This is a genomic window from Streptomyces sp. B5E4 (genome assembly GCF_039871555.1).
Lineage (GTDB): Bacteria > Actinomycetota > Actinomycetes > Streptomycetales > Streptomycetaceae > Streptomyces.
Window position 1 is genome coordinate 264279 of the sequence record NZ_JBDPMI010000005.1, and the last position, 16534, is coordinate 280812.

Annotated in this window: 13 protein-coding genes; 6 read left to right on the forward strand and 7 right to left on the reverse strand. The window is 76.0% G+C overall.

From position 1 onward, the window contains the following. Window positions 1–7: 7 nt before the first annotated feature. On the reverse strand, window positions 8–1768 hold the full coding sequence (locus tag ABGA99_RS09975) for a beta-galactosidase family protein (protein ID WP_347575539.1): 1761 nt from the start codon (window positions 1766–1768) through the stop codon (window positions 8–10). Window positions 1769–1917: 149 nt separating this feature from the next. On the opposite strand from ABGA99_RS09975, the gene ABGA99_RS09980 reads away from it, so the two are divergent. Continuing rightward, window positions 1918–2823 (forward strand): AraC family transcriptional regulator, encoded by a 906-nt coding sequence (locus ABGA99_RS09980; RefSeq protein WP_347575540.1) that lies wholly within the window; start codon window positions 1918–1920, stop codon window positions 2821–2823. Between the two features lie 99 nt (window positions 2824–2922). Here ABGA99_RS09980 and ABGA99_RS09985 read toward each other — a convergent pair whose 3' ends face one another. From ABGA99_RS09985 to ABGA99_RS10005, 5 genes are all read right to left on the reverse strand, one after another. Beyond that, window positions 2923–3585: a response regulator transcription factor gene (locus tag ABGA99_RS09985; RefSeq protein ID WP_347575541.1), complete on the reverse strand. Its 663-nt coding sequence runs from the start codon at window positions 3583–3585 to the stop codon at window positions 2923–2925. After that, on the reverse strand, window positions 3582–5540 hold the full coding sequence (locus tag ABGA99_RS09990; protein ID WP_347575542.1) for a histidine kinase: 1959 nt from the start codon (window positions 5538–5540) through the stop codon (window positions 3582–3584). The genes ABGA99_RS09985 and ABGA99_RS09990 overlap by 4 nt, the downstream gene beginning before the upstream one ends. 203 nt (window positions 5541–5743) lie before the next feature. Beyond that, on the reverse strand, window positions 5744–6568 hold the full coding sequence (locus ABGA99_RS09995) for an ABC transporter permease (protein WP_347575543.1): 825 nt from the start codon (window positions 6566–6568) through the stop codon (window positions 5744–5746). After that, window positions 6565–7500 (reverse strand): ATP-binding cassette domain-containing protein, encoded by a 936-nt coding sequence (locus tag ABGA99_RS10000; protein WP_347575544.1) that lies wholly within the window; start codon window positions 7498–7500, stop codon window positions 6565–6567. The genes ABGA99_RS09995 and ABGA99_RS10000 overlap by 4 nt, the downstream gene beginning before the upstream one ends. A gap of 143 nt (window positions 7501–7643) precedes the next feature. Further along, a complete protein-coding gene (locus ABGA99_RS10005) occupies window positions 7644–8648 on the reverse strand; it encodes a DMT family transporter (protein WP_347575730.1) in 1005 nt (334 codons plus the stop codon). A 93-nt stretch (window positions 8649–8741) separates the two neighbouring features. Here ABGA99_RS10005 and ABGA99_RS10010 point away from each other — a divergent pair, with 93 nt between their 5' ends. Then, window positions 8742–9101, forward strand: a complete 360-nt coding sequence (locus tag ABGA99_RS10010; RefSeq protein ID WP_347575545.1) for a chorismate mutase — start codon at window positions 8742–8744, stop codon at window positions 9099–9101. A gap of 112 nt (window positions 9102–9213) precedes the next feature. On the opposite strand, the gene ABGA99_RS10015 is transcribed toward ABGA99_RS10010, so the two are convergent. Next, window positions 9214–10041: a hypothetical protein gene (locus ABGA99_RS10015; protein ID WP_347575546.1), complete on the reverse strand. Its 828-nt coding sequence runs from the start codon at window positions 10039–10041 to the stop codon at window positions 9214–9216. A gap of 102 nt (window positions 10042–10143) precedes the next feature. Here ABGA99_RS10015 and pepN point away from each other — a divergent pair, with 102 nt between their 5' ends. From pepN to ABGA99_RS10035, 4 genes are all read left to right on the forward strand, one after another. Continuing rightward, window positions 10144–12702, forward strand: a complete 2559-nt coding sequence (gene pepN / locus ABGA99_RS10020; protein WP_347575547.1) for an aminopeptidase N — start codon at window positions 10144–10146, stop codon at window positions 12700–12702. Window positions 12703–12911: 209 nt separating this feature from the next. Next, window positions 12912–14384 carry an aminotransferase class V-fold PLP-dependent enzyme gene (locus ABGA99_RS10025; RefSeq protein WP_347575548.1) on the forward strand — a complete coding sequence of 491 codons (1473 nt, stop codon included), beginning with the start codon at window positions 12912–12914 and terminating at the stop codon, window positions 14382–14384. Then, on the forward strand, window positions 14374–15792 hold the full coding sequence (locus tag ABGA99_RS10030; RefSeq protein WP_347575549.1) for a SidA/IucD/PvdA family monooxygenase: 1419 nt from the start codon (window positions 14374–14376) through the stop codon (window positions 15790–15792). The genes ABGA99_RS10025 and ABGA99_RS10030 overlap by 11 nt, the downstream gene beginning before the upstream one ends. Next, on the forward strand, window positions 15789–16490 hold the full coding sequence (locus ABGA99_RS10035) for an SIMPL domain-containing protein (RefSeq protein ID WP_347575550.1): 702 nt from the start codon (window positions 15789–15791) through the stop codon (window positions 16488–16490). Before ABGA99_RS10030 ends, ABGA99_RS10035 begins: the two co-directional genes overlap by 4 nt. The last annotated feature ends 44 nt before the right edge of the window (window positions 16491–16534 follow it).

Sequence of the window (16534 nt, forward strand, 5' to 3'; positions counted from 1 at the left end):
GCACCGGTCAGGACGGCGGCGGGGCGAGCAGCGGCTCGCCGCCGGGCTCGGCCGTCTCCAGCAGCAGCACCTCGTTGGCTCCCGTGCGGAGCACGGGGCCTGGGACGTACAGCGACTTCTGCGGTCCTGCGGACCAGTAGCGGCCCAGGCAGAAGCCGTTGACCCAGGCCCAGCCCCGGCCCCAGCCGGGCAGCGCCAGCGCCGCGTCGCCCGGTGTCGCGATCCCGGCCGCCGCCCGGTACAGGCCCGCGCCGCCCGCGTCCGGCGGGCCGTACGGGAGCGCCGCCACCGCCTCTGTGTCGTCGAAGGCGTCGAGGCGCAGCCCGCGGGCCCGTACGCCGTGTACGTACTGGCGTTCGTGCAGCAGCCCGCCGGTGATCCCCTTCGGCTCCCCGAGCCGCGGGCCGTAGTTGACCCGGCCCAGGGACTCCACCCACACCTCGACCTCGGCGGGTCCCGCGACGTCCCCGAGCGGCGCCTCCTCCCCGGCGAGCGCGATCCGCCGCTCGCCGGCCGCGTCCCGCACGTACGCAAGCGCCACGTCCCGCAGTCCGGTGACCAGCAGCGGGTACGGGCGCCTCGGGCCCGGGATGCGGAAGAGGTAGCGGACCAGGCCGCGGTCGACGTCCAGCTCCTCGAACGTCGGCGGCACCCCGGACTCCTGCTCCCGGCCGCCGAGCGCCGCCAGTACCCGCGCCGCCGGGACGTACCCGTCGACCGGCGCCGGCACGGCCGCGGGGAGGGCCGGGGGAGCGGGCGGCGGCTCGGGGAGCGGGCCGGCCGCGTACCGGGCCAGCACCGCGCGGAACGCCGCGAACTTCGGCGTGGCCCGCCCGTACTCGTCGACCGGTGCGCCGTAGTCGTACGACGTGACGTCCGGCTGGAGTGCGCCGCGGTGCAGGTCGCCGGCCCGGTTGGCGCCCGCCCAGCCGCCGAAGCTGGTGCCGCCGTGCGCCATGTAGAAGTTCACCGACGCGCCGCAGTCGAGGATCTCCTCCAGCGCCGCCACCGCGTCCGCCGGTTTCCGTACGACGTGCTCCCCACCCCAGTGGTCGAACCAGCCGCACCAGAACTCCGCGCACATCAGCGGCCCGTCGGGCCGGTGCCGGCGCAGCGTCGCGAACGCCTCCCGGGCGCCGGAGCCGAAGGTCAGCGTGGCCGGCACGCCGGGCAGGGAGCCCGCGCTGAGCATGTGGTCCTCCGGCCCGTCCGCCGTGAACAGCGGCACGGTCACGCCGCGGGCCCGCAGCCCGTCGGCGAGGTGGCGCAGATAGGCCCGGTCGCTGCCGTACGAGCCGTACTCGTTCTCCACCTGCACCATCAGCACCGGACCGCCCCGCGTCACCTGGCGGGCGGCGATCTGCGGCAGCGCGGCGTCGAACCAGTCGTCCACGGCGGCCAGGAACTCGGGGTCGCGGGTGCGGACCCGCGTGCCCAGCGGGCCCGTCAGCCAGTGCGGCAGCCCGCCGTTCTCCCACTCGGCGCAGATGTACGGGCCGGGGCGGACGATCACCCACAACCCCGCGGCCTGTGCGGCGTCGATGAAGCGGCCGGCCGCCGCCACGTCCTCGTAGCGGCCGGGGTGCGGCTCGTGCAGGTTCCACGGGACGTACGCCTCGACGCAGTTCAGGCCCATCGCGCGGAGCATCGCGAGGCGGTGGCCCCACTGCGCCTCGTGCACCCGGAAGTAGTGCATGGCTCCGGAGAGCAGCCGCACCGGCCGCCCGTCCAGAAGAAAACTGTCGCCTTCCACCGTGAACTCAGGCACCGATTCCCACCGTTTCGTCGCCGATTGCCGGGCAAATACTCTCGCCCCCTGGCCACCCGCCCGTCTATGGACAAAGATCGACGGTGCTTGGACTCGGCGCTCGGACCCGGTGGCCGGACCCGGCGGCGGCGATGCGAGGAGGGCGGGCGATGAGCCACCACACGTGGATGCGCTACTTCACCCCCGGCCCGGTGCACCGCAAGCTCGGCCTGGTCTGCCTGGGCGTCGGCCTGCAGTACGGCGATCTGCCGGTCGTCGGGCCGCGCACGCTCGACCACCACGTCGCGGTCGTCATCAGCAGCGGGCGCGGCTGGTTCCGGGACGGCGACGGGCCGGTGCTGGACGTCGCGGCGCCCGCGCTGCTGTGGCTCACCCCGGGCGCCGTCCACCACTACGGGCCGGATCCCGCGACCGGCTGGGACGAGGCGTTCGTCGACTTCACCGGGTCCGCCGTGGCCGCGTACACCGAGCTGGGCTACGTCCAGCCGGAGCGGCCCGTGGTGCCGCTCAGCGACGCCACCGGGCCGCGCACCGTCGTCACCCGCATCGCGCGCGCCGCCCGCCGCGGCAACCCGATGCTGGAGGTCGAGACGTCCGCCGCCGTGCACGACCTGCTCGTGGCGCTGCGCCGGTCGCGCGCGGACATGGCCCCGGACGGCGACCCGGTGCTGCCGGCGCTGGCCCGCGACGCCTTCCTGCCGCTGTCCGTCGCCGAGCACGCGGCGCGGCACGGGATGACGACGGCGGAGCTGCGCTCCGCGGTGCGGCGGGCGGCGGGGTGCAGTCCGAAGGACTACCTGCTGGGGATACGGCTCGGGCGGGCGAAGGAACTGCTGGCCGCCACGGAGCTGCCGATCGCGGCGGTCGCCCGGCGGGTGGGGTACGACGACCCGGCGTACTTCTCGCGGCTGTTCACACGCCGGGTGGGGGTGGCGCCGGTGCACTTCCGCGACCAGCAGGGGCGCACGGTGCCGGGCGGCTGGAGCGACCGGGCACCGGAGACGGGGGACCCGCCGGTGGCGGGGAGGGCCCCGCGGGGGCGCGGGCCTGTGTAAGCGGTGCCCGGGCGGCGCGGTCGGCGGGTGCTGCCGGCCGGCCGGGACGTACGGGACGGGTGCCCGGGTGCCCGGGTGCGAAGTCGCGGGCCGTGCCGGTCAGTCGGGACGTACCAGGCGGGTGTCGTACGCGAAGATCACCGCCTGCACGCGGTCGCGGGCGCCGGTCTTGCCGAGGATCCTGCCGATGTGCGTCTTGACCGTCGATTCGGCCAGGTGCATCCGCTCGGCGATCTCGCCGTTCGTCCAGCCCAGCGCGACGGCCCGCAGCACCTCGCGCTCCCGGTCGGTGAGCACGGCCAGCCGCGGGTCGGGGCCCGCGGGCTCGCTGCGGGCGGGCAGCAGGTGGGCGTAGCGCTCGATGAGCCGGCGGGTCAGCGCCGGGGCGACCACGGCCTCGCCGGAGGCGACCGCCCGGATCCCGGCGAGCAGTTCGTCGGGCAGCGCGTCCTTGACGAGGAATCCGCTGGCGCCGGCGCGCAGCCCGGCGAAGGCGTACTCGTCGAGGTCGAACGTCGTCAGGATCAGGACCCGGGTGCGGCCGCCGGAGGCGGCGATGCGGCGGGTCGCCTCGATGCCGTCGAGGCCGGGCATGCGGACGTCCATCAGGACGACATCGGGCCGCAGTTCGGCGGTCAGCCGCACCGCCTCGGCCCCACCGCCGGCCTCGCCGGCGACGGCCATGTCGCCCTGGCTCTCCAGCAGCATCCGGAAACCCAACCGCTGGAGGGCGTGATCGTCGACGATCAGCACGCTGGTCACGGGACCGCCTCCGGCGGGGGACCGGGCACGGGCGGCCTCCCGGCAGGGGCCGGGCCTTCGGCGGTGGGTGAGCGGGTGGGCCCGGGCGGGGGCGCGGCACCGGGCGGGGAGTCTTGCGGGGGCCGGCCGGGCGCGGGAGCGGCGCGGCGCGAAGGCCCGGGGGCGGACGAGGAGTCGACCGCCTGGGCGGGACCGGCTCCCGGCACCGGATCGGCCCCGTCTCCGGGGCCGGGGCCGGCCGCGTTCGGGACCCCGGCCGCCGGCTGCCCGCGGTCGTGCGCGTCGGCGGGCGCCGGGCCCGCCGGAGGCGGCAGCGTCGCGTGGACGCGCCAGCCGCCGCCCGGGGCGGGGCCCGCCGCGAGAGTGCCGTCGTAGACGGCGGCGCGCTCGCGCATGCCGGCGATTCCCCGGCCGCCTGTCTCCTCACCGCCGTGTGCAGGTGTCCACGCGCCCGTGGACCCGCTGCCGCCCGGCGGCCTCCCTGCGGCGGTGGCAGTGGCTCCGGCCTGCGGCCCGCGCCCGGCCGGCGCGTGGTCGGGCCGGCCGCTGCCCGGGGCCGGGCGCGCGGTGCCCCGGGCAGGTGCCGCGTCGGCGCCGTACGGCGAAGTCCCGCCGCCCGCGGCGCCGCCACCGGTCACGGCCCCGGGCTCTCGTCCGCTCCCACGTCCCGGTTCCCGCCGCACCTGTCCGCTCCGGCTCCTGCCCCCGCCGCTCCGCCCGGAGGGCGCCCCCGTGTCCGTCACCTCGATCTCCACCCCGCCCGTTCCGCAGGTCAGACGCACCGCCGCCGTCGCGCCCGCGCCCCCGTGCTTCAGCGTGTTCGTCAGCGCCTCCTGCACGATCCGGTAGACCGTCAACTGCCGTCCCTCCGAGAGCGTTCCCGAGTCCCCGCGCACCGTACAGCGCACCGGCAGCCCCGCCTCCCGTACCCGCTGCAGCAGCGGGTCCAGCTCGGCCAGCCCCGGCTGCGGCGCCAGGTGCGCGGGCCCGGCGCCGGAGTCCTGCTCGTGCAGGACGCCCAGGAGCCGGCGCAACTCGCCCAGTGCCTGCCGGCCGGTGGTGGAGATCGCCTCCAGCGCCTGCGCGGGCCGCTTCGCGGCGCGGCCGGCGGGACCGCCCGTGCCACCCGCGGCCGGGCCGTCGCCACCGCGGGCCGCGTACAGGCCGCCGTCCGCGAGGCCGACGATCACCGAGAGGTTGTGCGCCACGATGTCGTGCATCTCGCGGGCGATCCGGGCGCGTTCGGCCGCGGCGGCGAGTTGCGCCCGCTGGTCGCGCTCGACCTCCAGCCGGTCGGCCCGGTCCAGCAGGGAGGCGATGTAGTCGCGCCGGGTGCGGACGGTGATGCCGCTCATCACGATGGTCGCGGCGATGGCGATCACCGGCAGATACGTGCGGACGAAGTCCTCCGGCGGCTCGCGCAGCGTCTCCGCGCCGATGTCCGCCGCCAGGATCGCGGCGACCCACAGCAGCCGCGACAGCGGTAGCCGAAGTGCGACGTTGTGCAGGGCGACGCCGAGGGCGATCACGGAGGCGAGAGCCAGGTGGTACGCGTCGTGGACGAAGGTCAGCGCGGCGACGGCGCAGAACATCGCGAACGGGTACTGCCGGCGCCACGGCATCGCCGCCACCATGCCCGCCCACAGCAGCCACGGCACGGCCGACGGCATCGACGCCAGCTCGGCGGGGTCCGCGCCGGGCTGGTCCCGGGAGTCGTCGCGCCAGTCGCCGAGAGTGAGTTGTACGAGGCCCGGGAAGGCGACGAGGCCGGTCAGCACCGCGTCCCACACGGCCGGACGGCGGGCGTCGAAGGCCCGCGCCCGCTGCGCGGCGGCGTGGATGCGCTGCGTCGGCGGGGGCACCGGCGCCGGATCCGCGCCCGTGCCCGGCACCGCCGCCGGGCCTCTGTCCGCGCCGGGCCCCTGCGCTTTCCGCGCCGTCGCTTCCCGTGTCATCCCGCCGCCGTCCGTCCGGCCGTTGCCGCGATTCGCACGGTCCTCATCGCCACCCGCGCCTCCTTCACCATTCGCGCCATCCGTGCCATCCGCGCCGCCCTCACCGCCCTGGCGGGACGCTCGGCCCGCCCGCCCCCGCCGGACGGACGCAGCATCGCCGCACACCCGCCGCTCGCCCCCGGCCCATGGTCGCCCAGCGGCTCTCAGACGTCACTTCGCCGGAGCCGCAGCGCCGCCGCGGCCAGCCCGGCCGCCGCCCAGACGGCCATGCTGAGGAGCGCGGTGCCGATCGACGGCAGGTCCGGCGCCGGGTGGGCGGACATCAGCGGGTCCATGGCGGCCAGCGGGGTGTACGCCACGGCGTCCTCCACCCAGGCGTACGGCAGCAGCGGCGCCACGCTCGGCACCACCATCAGCACCGCCACGTACACCCCGATCGACGCCGGGATGCCGCGCAGCAGCGCCCCGACCGCCACCCCGAGCACGGCGAGCAACGCCGCCCCCGCGGCCGTGGTGACCAGCGCCCGCCCCACCCCGGGGTCGCCGAGGCCGGCGGCGATGGGGGTGTCGGCGAGGAACGCCTGCGCCAGCGGGAACGTCACCAGCGCCGTCGCCAGCGTCAGGACGAAGCCCACCGCGCCGAAGACGACCGCCTTCGCCCACAGCACCGGCAGGCGGCGCGGCACCGCCGACATCGTGGCGCGCACCATCCCCGTCGACCACTCGCCCGCCGCGGTGAGGATGCCCAGCACGGGCAGGATCAGCAGGCCGAAGTTCAGGCCCAGCAGGCTGACCTCGACGGGGTCCTGGGGACCGTCGCCGCCTCCGTCGGTGTAGCTGGCGCCGACCGCGAGGCCGATGCCGGCGGCCAGCACGACGACGGCGGCCAGCGAATACCAGGTCGAGCGCAGCGACCACAGCTTGGACCACTCCGCGCGCAGCACCCGCGGGTACGTCACGCGGTAGCGGGCGGCGCCACCGGCATTCGTGCCGCCCGGGCCCGGCGCGGTCAGGGACGGGGTGCTCATGCGGCGATCTCCTCCTTCCGCCCCGCGGCGGGGGCGTGGTACTCGACGGCGTCCCGGGTCAGCTCCATGAACGCCTCCTCCAGCGACACCCGGTGCGGCGTCAGCTCGAACAGCGGCACGCCGTGCGCGGCGGCCGTCAGGCCGATGTCCTCGGCGCCGACGCCGCGGACCCGCAGCCCGTCCGGCGCGTGGGAGGTGACCTCCACGCCGGGGCCCGCCAGCAACTCCCGCAACCGGCCCGCCTGCGGCGACGTCAGCGACACCTCGTCGCGCCCCGCGGCCCGGACGAACTCCGCCACCGTCGTGTCCGCGAGCAGCCGCCCGCGGCCGACGATGACCAGGTGCTCCGCGGTCAGCGCCATCTCGCTCATCAGGTGCGAGGAGACGAACACCGTGCGGCCCTCCGCCGCCAGCTCCTTGAGCAGGTTGCGGATCCACAGCACGCCCTCGGGGTCGAGGCCGTTGACCGGTTCGTCGAGCAGGACGACCGCCGGGTCGGCCAGCAGTGCGGCGGCGATGCCGAGCCGCTGCCCCATGCCCAGCGAGAACCCGCCGGCGCGCTTGCGCGCCACGCGGGCCAGCCCCACCGCCTCGATGACCTCCTCCACCCGGGAGCGCGGGATGCCGTGGGTCAGGGCGAGCGCGAGCAGATGCTTGTACGCGCTGCGCCCGGTGTGCACGGACCGCGCCTCCAGCAGGGCCCCGACCTCGGCGAGGGGCGCCGGGTGCCGGGCGTACGGGCGCCCGTTGACGGTGACGGAGCCGCCGGTCGGCGCGTCCAGGCCCACGATGAGGCGCATCGTGGTGGACTTGCCGGCGCCGTTGGGCCCGAGGAAGCCGGTCACGGTGCCGGGGCGCACGGTGAAGGTCAGGTCGTCGACGGCGGTCTTCTCGCCGTACCGCTTGGTGAGCCCGCGTACTTCGATCGTCATACCGACGACGCTAGGCCGCGCGACCACGCCGATCGTCCGACCACGGCCCGCATCCGCGCGGGCCCGTAGTACCACGGGAGGACCCCCGCTACGGCCCGGGCACACCCCCCCCGCCGCTCAGCGGGGCGTCGCCGCCCGGCGGCTCAACGCGGCCTTTCCTCCCGGGCCGGCTCTCCGGCCGCCTCTGCCACGGACTCCCCGGTCACCGCCCCGGCGTCCGGCACCGCACCGCCTTCCGCCACACCGGCGGCAGCCGCGCCGTCCGCCGCCGTCCCGCCCGAGGCGACGACGCGTGCCTCGCGGCGCATGCCCCGCCGTCGCGACACCGCCACGCCCGCCAGGCACAGCGCGCCGCCGAGCAGCGTCGGCACCTCCGGCACCTCGCCCAGCGCCGCCCACGACATCAGCACCACCAGTGCCGGCACCGCGTACGTCGTCGCGCCCATCTTCCCCGCGGTGGTCCGCGCCAGCGCGTACGCCCATGTCGTGAAGGCCAGCGCCGTCGGGAAGATGCCGAGATACACCACGTTGGCCGTCGCCGACAGCGGCGCGTCGGCCATCTGCCCCGCCAACTGCCCCGCGAACGGCAGGCACAGCACCGCGCCCGTCATACAGCCGTAGGCCGTGACCTGGAGCGGCGAGGCGTGCGCCAGGGCCGGCTTCTGGCTGACGACCCCGCTCGCGTACGTCGCCGCGGCCAGCAGGCACAGCAGCACCCCGCCGAGCGAGGAACCGCCCCCGTCGGACATCGATATCCCCACCACCACGGCGCCCGCGAAGGACACGGCGAGGCCCGCCACCAGCATCCGCGGGAAGCCCTCCTTCAGCAGCCACCCGCTGAGCAGCGCCACGAGCATCGGCCCGACGTTCACGACCATCGCGGCCGTGCCTGCGTCGACCAGCTGCTCGCCCCAGTTGAGCGCCACCATGTACACCCCGAACCAGAGCGTGCCCGAGACCGCGATGCCCGGCCACGCCCCCCGCGGCGGCGGCCCCTCGCGGCGCACGAGCAGGATCAGCGCCAGCGCCGCCGAGCCCGCCAGGAGCCGGCCGAGCGCCAGCGCGCCCGGGCTGAAGTGCTCGCCCGTGTCCCGGATGGAGACGAACGCCGACGCCCACAGCACCACCGTCACCGCAGCCGCCACCATCGCCCGCCGGTCTGCCCCCGCCTGCACGTTTGCCATGCCCAGGAAGGTAACAGCCGGCACTGACAACCTGCCCGCCCCTGTTACGGTGGCCGCATGACCGACCACTCCACGTCCCCGTCGGCCATGGACGGCCTCTCCGACTCCGCCGTACGGGCCGAGCTCGCCCGGCTCCGCGACAGCATCGACAACATCGACGCGGCCGTCGTGCACATGCTCGCCGAACGCTTCAAATGCACCCAGCAGGTCGGCCGTCTCAAGGCCTCCCACCACCTGCCCCCCGCGGACCCCGACCGCGAGGCGCGCCAGATCATCCGCCTCCGCGAGCTGGCGGAGAGCGCCAAGCTGGATCCGGCATTCGCGGAGAAACTTCTCAACTTCATCATCGCCGAGGTCATCCGGCACCACGAGACCCTCGCCAACTCCGCCGCCCCGGACCCGCCCGCGGGCGGGTGATCGCGGTGCGTACGGGCTGAAGGGCGGCTGACGGCCGGCGGGACCGCGGATTTCCCACGGGTCCGGTGGTGCGGATCCGTTCCGGCGCCCCGGGTGCGTGACCCTGCCCCTGCTACGTCCCCTCCTGCGCCGCGTACGTCCCGAAGACCGTCTCCGGCAGCAGCCAGCCCTCCTCGCGGAAGATGCGTGTCCCCGCCTCCCGCACCTCCGCGTCGGCCCCCACGCGGGCGACCCAGTCGCGGGGCGTCGGGCCCAGGAGGTCCCGCAGCCGGGAGGAGGCGGCGAGCAGGCGGGCCAGGAGGGCGGGCTGGTCCGGGGTGTGGGGGAGCGGACGGCGGTGTGCGTCGGAGAGCACGCCGCGGGCGTTGTAGTAGACGTACGTGTCCGGCAGCCGCTCGCCGCCGGGCAGCCGCACCGGGAACTCCGCGGCCGGCAGCAGCGCGCGCCCGTAGTTCGGCATCTCCGTGCCGTCCACGGCGTGCAGTTGCCCGTCGTCCAGCCACGTCACCCACAGCCGCGACGCGGCGGCCGCGTCGGCGTACGGGGCCGCCGCGACGTACCCCGGCGGGCTGATGTGCCCCGAGACGCCGACGCCGAGGCCGCCGACGGTGACCGGTGTGACCGGCACGACGGCGGGCAGTCCCAGGTGCGTCAGCTTGTGCCGCACCTGCCCCGGCGCCGCGTTGGACCCCAGCGCCAGCACCGGGACGCGCGCCGCCACCGGCGCCCGGCCCAGCGCCGCCAGCGCCTCGTCCAGCCCCGTGTCCGTACCGCCGTCGGCCACCCGCCACCGGCCCACCCCGCCCGCCGCGGGCCGCAGCGGCAGCAGCCGGTCGCCGGCGAGCAGCGAGGGACCGGGCACCGGCGGCCCCGGATACGTCAGCGGCTCCAGCAGGGGTACGGTCGCGAGGCCCAGCGCCTCCAGGGTTCTGTCCGGCACGCCGAGCAGCGTAGCCCCGCCGCCCGCGCCCCGGACGCGAGTTCGGGCCCCGACCCGCCCGGGTGTCGTCGTACCCGCAGGTCGTGAGGCAGCATATGGCCCATGCCCGCACTCACCCGCGCCGAGGCGCAGCTCCGCGCCGACCTGCTGGACGTCCGCCACTACGCCGTCGACCTCGACCTGACGCGCGGCGAGGAGGTCTTCGGCTCCAGCACCGTCATCGGCTTCGCCGCCCGCGTGGCCGCAGAAACGTTCATCGAGATCAGGCCCGCCGAGCTGGTGCGTGTCACGCTCGACGGCCGGGACCTGGACACCGGCGCGCTCGACGACAACCGGCTCGCGCTGCAACTCGCCGAGGGCGAGCACGAACTGCGCGTCGAGGCCGTCATGCGCTACTCGCGCACCGGCGAGGGCATGCACCGCTTCACGGACCCCGCCGACGGCGAGACGTACGTCTACAGCCAGCTCTTCCTGGACGACGTGCAGCGCGCCTTCGCCGCCTTCGACCAGCCCGACCTCAAGGCCGTCTTCGACGTCTCCGTCACCGCGCCCGCAGGCTGGACCGTCCTCGGCAACGGCATCGCCCATCAGGAAGCGGACGCCGGTCCCGACGCCGCCCCCGAAGCCGGCGTCCGCTGGCGGCTGACCACCACCCCGCCGCTGGCCACCTACCTCGTGGCCGTCGCCGCCGGACCCTGGCACTCCGTCCACACCGAGCACGCCGGGCTGCCCTTCGGACTGCACTGCCGCCGCTCCCTCGCCGCCCATCTCGACGCCGACGCCGAGGAGCTGTTCGACATCACCCGGCGCTGCTTCGACCGCTACCACGAGCGGTTCGCCGAGCCGTACCCCTTCGACTCCTACGACCAGGCGTTCGTCCCCGAGTTCAACGCCAACGCCATGGAGAACCCGGGCCTGGTCACCTTCCGCGACGAGTTCGTCTACCGCTCCGCCGTCACCGACACCGAGCGGCAGACCCGCGCCATGGTCGTCGCGCACGAGATGGCGCACATGTGGTTCGGCGACCTGGTCACCCTGCGCTGGTGGGACGACATCTGGCTGAACGAGTCCTTCGCCGAGTACATGGGCTACCAGATCCTCACCGAGGCCACCCGCTTCACCGGCACCTGGACCGACTTCGCCATCGCCCGCAAGAGCTGGGGCTACGACGCCGACCAGCGGCCCTCCACGCACCCCGTCGCCCCGCCGCGCGTCCCCGACAGCGCCTCAGCGCTGCAGAACTTCGACGGCATCTCGTACTCGAAGGGCGCGGGCGCGCTGCGCCAACTCGTCGCCTGGATGGGCGAGAAGGACTTCTTCGCCGGGATCGACGACTACTTCTCCCAGCACCGCTTCGGCAACGCCACCCTCGCCGACTTCATCGAGTCCATGGACCGCGCCTCCGGCCGCGACGTGCCCGAGTGGGCCGACGCCTGGCTGCGTACCACCGGCGTCGACACCTTCCGTCCGGAGGTCTGGCAGGGCGAGGACGACGTGTGGGTGCTGGAGGTCGAGCACGCCGGGAGCCGCCCGCACCGGCTGGACGTCGGCCTCTACGACGAAGTCCCGGACGAGCCCGGCCGGCTGGTGCTGCGCGAGCAGGTGGCGCAGGAGTTCGCCGCGGACCTCGGGCTGAAGTCCGCGTCCGCGGAGGGCCGGGCGCCCGCCCTCGTCCTCGTCAACGACGGCGACCTCACCTACGCCAAGATCCGGCTCGACGACCGCTCCTGGGAGACCGCCCTGCGCTGTCTGTCGGGGATCCCCGACCCGCTCAGCCGCGCCGTGCTGTGGAACGCCGCCCGCGACATGGTCCGCGACGCCGAACTGCCGCCCGCCGACTACCTCCGGGCCGCCGCCGCGCACCTGCCGGCGGAGGACGACCTCGCCGTCGTCCAGGGCGTGCTGGCCTTCGCCCGCGGTCCGGTCGCGGGCTCCTACGTCGCCGACGCGGACCGCCCGGCGGCCCGCGCGACGGTCGCGGAGACCTGCCGCGAACTGCTGCGCCGCACCGACGACATCGCCGACCCCGGGCTGCGGCTCGCGGCCGTACGCGCCCTCATCGACTGCGCCGACGAGCCGGACGAGGTACGCGACTGGCTCGCCGCGGGCACGGTCCCCGGCGGCCCCGTGCTCGACCCCGACCTGCGCTGGCGCTGCCTCGCCCGGCTCGCCGTCCTCGGCGCCACGACCCCGGAGCGGATCGAGGCGGAGGTCGCCCGCGACCCCGGCGCGTCCGCGCAGGAGGGCGCGGCGAGGTGCCTGGCCGCGCTGCCGGGTGCGGAGGCGAAGGCGACGGCCTGGGAGGCGATGTACGGGGACGGGGCCGCGGCCGGCGCCGGGGAGCCGTCCGCCTACCTGTTCACCGCGACCGCCATGGGCTTCTGGCAGCCGGAGCACCGCGAGGTGCTGGCGCCGTACGTGCCGCGCTGGTTCGCCGAGACGCCGGCGCTCGCCGAGCGCCGCGGCCCCGCCATCGCCCAGGCGGCGGGGCGCTTCGGGTTCCCGCGGGGGTTCGTGGACGCGGAGACGCTGCGGCTCGGCGAGGAGTGCCTGGAGCGGGACGACCTGGTGCCGGCGCTGCGGCGGCGGCTGGCCGACCAGCTCGACGACCTGGGCCGGGCGCTGCGCGTACGCGAAGCGGGGGAGACCGGGCGCGAGTAGCGCAACGGGACCGGGCGCGCCTGCCGGAACGGCGTCGCGCCCGGTCCCGTAGCAGATCGTGGAACGCTCCCCTCCGCGTCGTCACGCGTTCCCACGTACGGGCGAACTCCCGGGCAGAACGGTGCGTTTCGGAGAAATGGCGGAAGTAGGTTAGGGCCGCCTCACCTCCCCAGACCGGCCCCCCGGGACCGGCGCCCTCAGGAGCCTGCATGCCCGCTGCCGCCGAAGCCGCCCTCGCGGGCGGCACCGCCGGCCCCCGCGCCCTCCGCCCGTACCTCGACACCGTCCTCGCCGCCCTCGGCGACGGCGCCGACCGCCGCCGGGGGCCGCTGCCCGCCGGCGGCCCGGCGGCCGTCGCCGCGCGGGTGCGCGAGGCCGTCCGCCCCGTGCTGCCCGACACCGGCGTCGGCGCGGAGGCGGCCCTCGCCGGCCTCGTCCGCCTCCTCGCCGAGGGTGCCGCCGACCCGGCGGACCCGCACTGCGCCGCCCACCTGCACGCCCCGCCGCTCGCCGTCGCCGCCGCCGCGGACCTCGCGGCCGGCGCGCTCAACCCGTCGCTGGACTCCTGGGACCAGGCTCCGGCCGCCGCCGAACTGGAGGCCGAGGTGGCCGCTGCCGTCGCCGCCGAGGTCCACCCCGGCGCCGCCCGGCCGGACGCGCTGGTCACCACCGGCGGCACGGAGGCCAACCAGCTCGCGCTGCTGCTCGCCCGCGAACTCCTCGGCCCCGGCGTGCAGGTGGTCGCCGGCGCCAACGCCCACCACAGCGTGCGCCGCGCCGCGTGGCTGCTGGGCATGCGCGCCCCGCACCTCGTGCCCACCCCTCGGGGCGTCCTCGACCCCGCCGCCGTACGGGACGTCCTCGCCCTGATGCACGACCGCGGCCCCGGCGGCGCCCCGGGCCGGGCGCTGGTCGTCGCCACCGCCGGCACCACCGACACCGGCGCCGTCGACCCGCTGCCCGGGCTCGCCGACGCCGCCGCGGCGCACGGCGCCCGGCTGCACGTGGACGCCGCGTACGGCGGACTGCTGCTGCTCGCCCCGAGCCGCGCGCACCTCGTCGACGGGCTCGACCGGGCCCACACCGTCGCGCTCGACCTGCACAAGCTGGGCTGGCAGCCGATCGCCGCCGGCTTCCTGGCCGTACGCGACGACGCCGATCTGGCCCCGCTCGCGTACACCGCCGACTACCTCAGCGCCGACGACGACACCGACGCCGGCCTGCCCGCCCTGCTGCACCGCTCGCTGCGCACCACGCGCCGCGCCGACGTGCTCAAGATCGCCGTCACACTGCGCGCGCTGGGCCGCGCCGGGGTCGCGGAGCTGGTGGAGGGGACGTTCACCGCGGCGGCGCGGCTCGCGGAGCTGGTCGAGGAGGATCCCGAGCTGGAGCTGTACGCGCCGCCGACGCTGACCACGGTCCTCTTCCGGCCCGTGGGCGCCGACGACGCCGCGGTCGCCGTGCTGCGGCGGCGGCTGCTCACCGACGGGCACGCGGTGCTCGGCCGCGCGGAGGCCGGCGGGCGGCGCTGGCTGAAGGCGACCCTGCTCAACCCCCATGTGCAGCCCGGCGACCTGCGCAACCTGCTCAAGCTCGTCACCGAGGCCCACCGGGCACCGGCCCCCTCGCCCCACCCGCCCCCATCGGCCCGCGAGAACGGAACCGCCCCCGATGCCCGCTGAGCACACCGACCGCCGGCGCCCCCTCGACCTCGCCGGGATCGGTATCGGCCCGTTCAACCTCTCGCTCGCCGCTCTCGCCGCCCGCGTCCGTGGCCTGACCACCGCGTTCTACGAGCGCCGCGCCGAGTTCCGCTGGCATCCCGGGCTGCTCATCGAGGGCACCACCCTCCAAGTGCCCTTCCTCGCCGACCTCGTCACGCTCGCCGACCCCACCAGCCCCTTCAGCTTCCTCAACTACCTGCGCGTGCGCGAGCGGCTCTACCCCTTCTACTTCGCCGAGCGCTTCCACGCCCACCGCGCCGAATACGACGCGTACTGCCGCTGGGTCAGCGGGCAGCTTCCCGGCCTGCACTTCGGCCACCAGGTCGAGGACGTCCGCTGGAACGCGGAAAGCGGCCTGTTCGAGGCCGACTTCGCCCAGCTCGACGCCGTCGGCGAGGCCGCCGCGCTGGGCCGCGCCCACGCCCGGCACCTCGTCGTCGGGGTGGGCACCGAGCCGTACGTGCCGGAGGCGCTGCGGCCGCTCGTCGGCTCGCCCGCGGCCGACGTCGTGCACTCCGCCGACTACGTGCCGCACCGCGCCCGCCTCGTCGACGCCGGGCACGTCACCGTCGTCGGCGCCGGGCAGTCCGGCGCGGAGGTCTTCCTCGACCTGCTGCGGGCCCGTCCGGCGGGCGCGGAGGGCCTGCACTGGCTGGCACGTTCCCCGGCGTTCGCGCCGATGGAGTACAGCAAGCTGGGCCTGGAGCAGTTCACGCCCGACTACGCGCGCTACTTCCACGGGCTGCCCGAGGAGGTACGCGACGAACTGCTGCCACGGCAGTGGCAGCTGTACAAGGGCATCGACGGCGAGACCATCGCCGCCGTCCACGACGAGCTGTACCGCCGCACCCTCGGCGGCGGCTGGCCCGACGTGGTCCTCACCCCGGGCGTCACCGTACGCACCGCGGGGCGGCTCGGCTCGGACCGCATCGAACTGCACCTGGAGCACGCCGCGCAGGGCGCCCGCGAGACCCTGCGCACCGACGCCGTGGTGCTCGCCACCGGCTACCGCGAGCGCCCGCTCGACGGCCTCCTCGCCCGGCTGGAGCCGCTGCTGCGCCGCGACGCCGCGGGCCGCCCGCAGGTCGACGAGCGGCACCGCCTCGTGCTCGCCCCGGAGGTCACCGGCCGGATCTACGTCCAGAACGCCGAGCGGCACACGCACGGCGTCGGCGCCCCCGACCTGGGCCTGGCCGCCCACCGCAGCGCCGTCATCCTCGACGACGTCACCGGCGCGGAGCCGTACCCGCTGCCGACCCGTACCGCCTTCACCACCTTCGGGCTCCGGCAGAACCGGCGCGAACGGCCCGCTGAACCGGCGCAGCGCATCCCGCGCGCGCCGGACCCTGGCACAGTGAAGGCATGACGAACCCGCCCCCCGCCCCCGCCCCGTACGGCACCCCCGACGAGCCTCGCCTGGCCGTCCGCGGCGAAGCCCGGCTCGAAGTCGACCCGGAGATCGCCCGGATCGCCGTGACCGTCGCCGTCCGCGGCACCGACCGGCGCACCGCGCTGGAGGACCTGACCCGCCGCAATGCCGAGGCGCGCGAGCTGATCAGGTCGTACGGCGACGCGGTCGAGAAGCTGGAGACCGGCTCGATGCTCGTGACCCCGGAGCTCGGCCGGCACGGCCGCGGCGAGCGCGTGCGCCGCTACCACGGCCGGGTCCGGCTGACCGCGACGTTCAGCGATTTCACCGCGCTCGGCGAGCTGAGCACCCGGGCCGCCGACCTTGAGCTGACGAGCGTCGAAGGACCGTGGTGGGCGCTGCGCCCGGACTCGCCGGTGCACCGCGAGGCGCGGCAGCAGGCGGTACGGGAGGCGGTGACGCGGGCCCGCGAGTACGCCGAGGCGCTGGGCGCGGAGCCGACGGCGGTGCTGGAGATCGCCGACGAGGGCGCGGAGCGGCAGGAGGCGTGGCTGGCGACGGAGGCGCCCCGCGGCTACGGCGGCGTCGCGGCACCCGGCGGGGAAGCTGCCCCCGCGCTCGACCTCGAACCTCAGCGGCAGACTGTCTACGCACGGGTGAACGCGAGGTTCATCATGACCCGTCCGCAACTCTGAAAGCGCTCATCAGAGCAGCGGCCCGCACGTTTTATTAGTTGTCG